Annotated in this window: 1 protein-coding gene; it reads left to right on the top strand. The window is 59.5% G+C overall.

Going from position 1 to position 3,620, the window contains the following annotated elements; all coding sequences use genetic code 11:
• Window positions 1-183: 183 nt before the first annotated feature.
• On the top strand, window positions 184-3,620 hold a 3,437-nt coding region (locus tag L972_RS01950; RefSeq protein ID WP_047434876.1), incomplete at its 3' end, for a hypothetical protein.

Consider the following 3,620-nt stretch of genomic DNA (forward strand, 5'->3'; position numbering starts at 1 on the left):
TGGATCAAGCTCTGACCTTGCCCCAACCACTAACGGGGGCCGGCAGGCCCCCGCCCATATCCTGCCCGTCGGCCACGCTGCCGATGGGCAGGATGCACTGACCCGGACGGGTTAGCCCCTCTCTTTTACATGCTTGCCAACCACCAAAAAACATCCAACAACAACCAAGATAAGGAAATCACCATGCCAAGAACCACCAAGCTTGCCACCCTGCTCGGTTTGCTGCTGTCGGCCCATGTCGTGGCCGATGAGCGCGAACAAGCCTATTTCAAACAAACCTATCAGGAGCACTACGAACAGATGACGGCGCGCCTCGCCGCGCTGCACCAGAGTGCGGCTGACGAGCAGAACGTGATCATCAAGGATGGCAAGCGACACCTTGCCATCAACGGCCTGCTCTACCCGCTGACAGCGGATAACCACATCCTGTTCGATCTGCCCAAACCCCACTTTTTCGACGAAACAGCCATTCGTAACGTCTTTGATTTCTTCGATGAGGAGTGGGAGCTGACCTGGTACGACGGTGGGGTCGTAGCAGTCAACAAACGCTTTGGCAACTATGACTACGGCAACGGCTGTCTGCTGGAGTACTTCCCCCACGGCCAGATCCAGAATGGCGAACGCACCCAGGTGGTGATGGAGACCAGCTCCTGCAGCGTCAACTCGTTTGCCACCTCGCTGCAATATCTGGACAAAGGCGAGGAGCTGACGGCCGACCAGCTGGGGCTGGACGCCAGCCTGATTACGGCGGTCGAGCGCTATCAGGATCGGCTCTATGTCAGCCAGAACGGCAATCCGGGCCATGTGGCCATTATCGATATCCCGAACCGCCAGCAGATTGGCGAGATCCGCGGCACCGCAACCGGCAGTGCCACGGCCTACAACCAGGTCAGCGAACTGTTTGTCCGCAACAACCTGCTCTACGTGGTCTCGCGCTACTCGCACCGGGTCGATATCTTCGATCTGGCCGATGAACATCGCCATGTCACCACCCTGGGAACCGGTCGGGATTCCGGCAGCAACAGCCTGCACCGCGCCCAGGCCGTCTTTGCCAATCAGGATTACGTGCTGGTGGCAGATGCGCTGAGCGAGATCAAGGTCTACCGCCAGCAGGATGTGACGCCGGAGAACAGCCTCAAGACCCCCATCGCCGGTCGGCTCGCCTTTGAAGGAAAATACAGCCACCGTCTGGTGCAACTCCATCAGGTGGGTGACTATCTCCTGGCCCACACCGCCGGCAAAAACTACTACATCTATGACTTGCGCAAACTGGCTGATGCCATCGCCAGCAACACACCGCTGGCGCCTGAGCAGGTGATCGCCGACAGCAATCTGCAAAAAATCGACATGGATGGCGATCGGCTGGTGGTGAACTTCAAGGACCGCATCGAGTGGCATGATGCCGATACCCTGATCGCCAACGACTTTCAGTTCAAGAACCCGACCTTTACTGTCCGGGAGATCAACCAGCAGCCCGTGGCGGCGCTGAAAGATCTCCAGCTGGCGGGATCGGCGCTTGTCACCGCCAACGAGCGCGGCCTGGGTTTCAACCAGCTGCTGAGCAAGGAGATCAGCTTCACGGCCGACGAGCAGTTGCCGGCTCGCCCGCTGATCTTCGATCAGCTGATGCCGGCCGCAGTCAGCTACATACTGCGCAATGACGAACCCTACGAGGTGCTGATCGATCGCGCCCAGCGTTCGGTCAACATCAATTCGCTGGTCAAGACCGAGCTGCTTGATAACGACACGGTGCGCATCACCAACTATGCCGCCAGAGAGCTGCATGACATCAATATCGAGTCACGCCTGAACGGTATCAACAAGTGGCTGATCCTGGGCCAGCTCGATCGCCTGCCCGCCTATGCCCAAATCACACTGCCACTGAGCGCCTTTGGCGAGCAGGGACGCTTCAACAGCGCCAGCCGCGATGGTGTGTTTGATCTCAACAACCTGCTCGACAACAGCATCAATCTGCCCGCCCAGTTCGAGCACAGGTTCAGCTCCAACTCGGATCCGTTTGCCCAGAAGCTGGCACGCCTCAAGCCAAGCTGGAACGTGCGCTTCGCCACCAACACCAGCGGCTCCTGGCGCCCCATCAATGCCCTCTACGCTCGCGAATGGCTGATCATCGCCACCAACCTGGCCTACATGGTCTCGACCGAGGAGTTCAAACACGTCTGGTACAACTTCAAGGCGGTGAACGGCTACGAAATGTTCGGCAATGGCGGCAACAGCTATGTGCCGAACGGCATCTTTACGGCAGCCGATTATGACTACTACTACCACAGCCTGATGAAGCGCCCCTACCTCAACCTGGGGATCACCGCCATGGGGGGCGGGCTCGGGAGTGGTGGCATCACCGGGGTCGATACCTTTAACTTTGTCAGCCACTACTACGGCGGCTGGGGCATCATTGCCCACGAATTTGGCCATGGCTTCGATGGGAAGTCCTACAGCCATGAGAGCGCGTTTGCCCGTGGCAGCCATGGCTGGCATCCCCTGATGACGGGCATGGCCAACTACCATATCCGCAAGGGCGACCTGCCCTATCTGGACGATGATCTCAACGGCTTCCACAAGCCGGAAAACGACATCTATCGCTACAACTCGGTCAGCCAGGGGGCTCGCAAGCACCGCGCTGACAGCCACATGTACTATACCGACCACTACTTCATGCAATTCTCCACCATGCCGCAAGGCTGGGTAGCCAACGGCAGCGACTTCAGTGCCGGGCAGCTGGCGGCCCTGACCAATCAGGAGCGACTGCTGATGGGCTGGATCCCCAAGGAGTCGGAGAAAGGCAATCTCTGCCGGTTCACCTTCCAGGATGGCGAGCAGTACTACGGCTACGTCGAACAGCAGGCTGAGGGTCTGCTCTGTGATGCCGGCTCCCTGATCCGTTATCGTCAGCCAGATGGCCAGTTTGTGCCGCTGGTCTCGGCCATCAACCAGTTTGACTGGCTGTCACTCCACCACAAGGGCAAGCTGGCTCAGCCGGTGCTGCACCAGAATGGTCGCCAGCTCTGCTACAAGAATGTGGCGGGCTTTTACGGTATCGGCTTCGTCAATGACAACAACCAGTGCACCCAGCTGCCCAACGTCTATCAGACCAATGGCAAGCACTGGCTGACCAGCTCCGGCTGGACCGGTCTGACCTACCTGAGCGGAGACTTCATCCTGCCCACTACCGGTAGCAGCAGTGACTTCACCGTCACCGATCTGGCGGCCGAATATCTCATCGTCAACGGCGCGATCGACTTCAGCCTGACGCTGACCACCGCCAACCCGGTGACCGTCACCGCGACCCTGTTGCAGGATGGCAATCCGGTCGCCACCGGCAGCGCCCTGATCGATGGTCAGGGTTCCCTGCAGCTGACGCAGTCAGGCCTAGCGGCCGGCAGTTACGAGCTGTTGCTGGCGGGCATGGCTGAGGGGAGCAAGCAGGGCTTCGAGCGTCGCTTCACCCTGGCATTGGTGGAACAGGCTCCGGGTGGTGACAGTGACGGTGGTAACGGCAGCTACCCGGCCTATGTTGCGGGCACCGCTTATCAGAGTGGTGAACGGGTCAGCAATGCCGGTGGCGACTACGAGTGCAAACCCTGGCCCTACAGCGGCTGGGG

Source organism: Aeromonas sp. ZOR0001 (assembly GCF_000801015.1).
GTDB classification, from domain to species: domain Bacteria; phylum Pseudomonadota; class Gammaproteobacteria; order Enterobacterales; family Aeromonadaceae; genus Aeromonas; species Aeromonas veronii.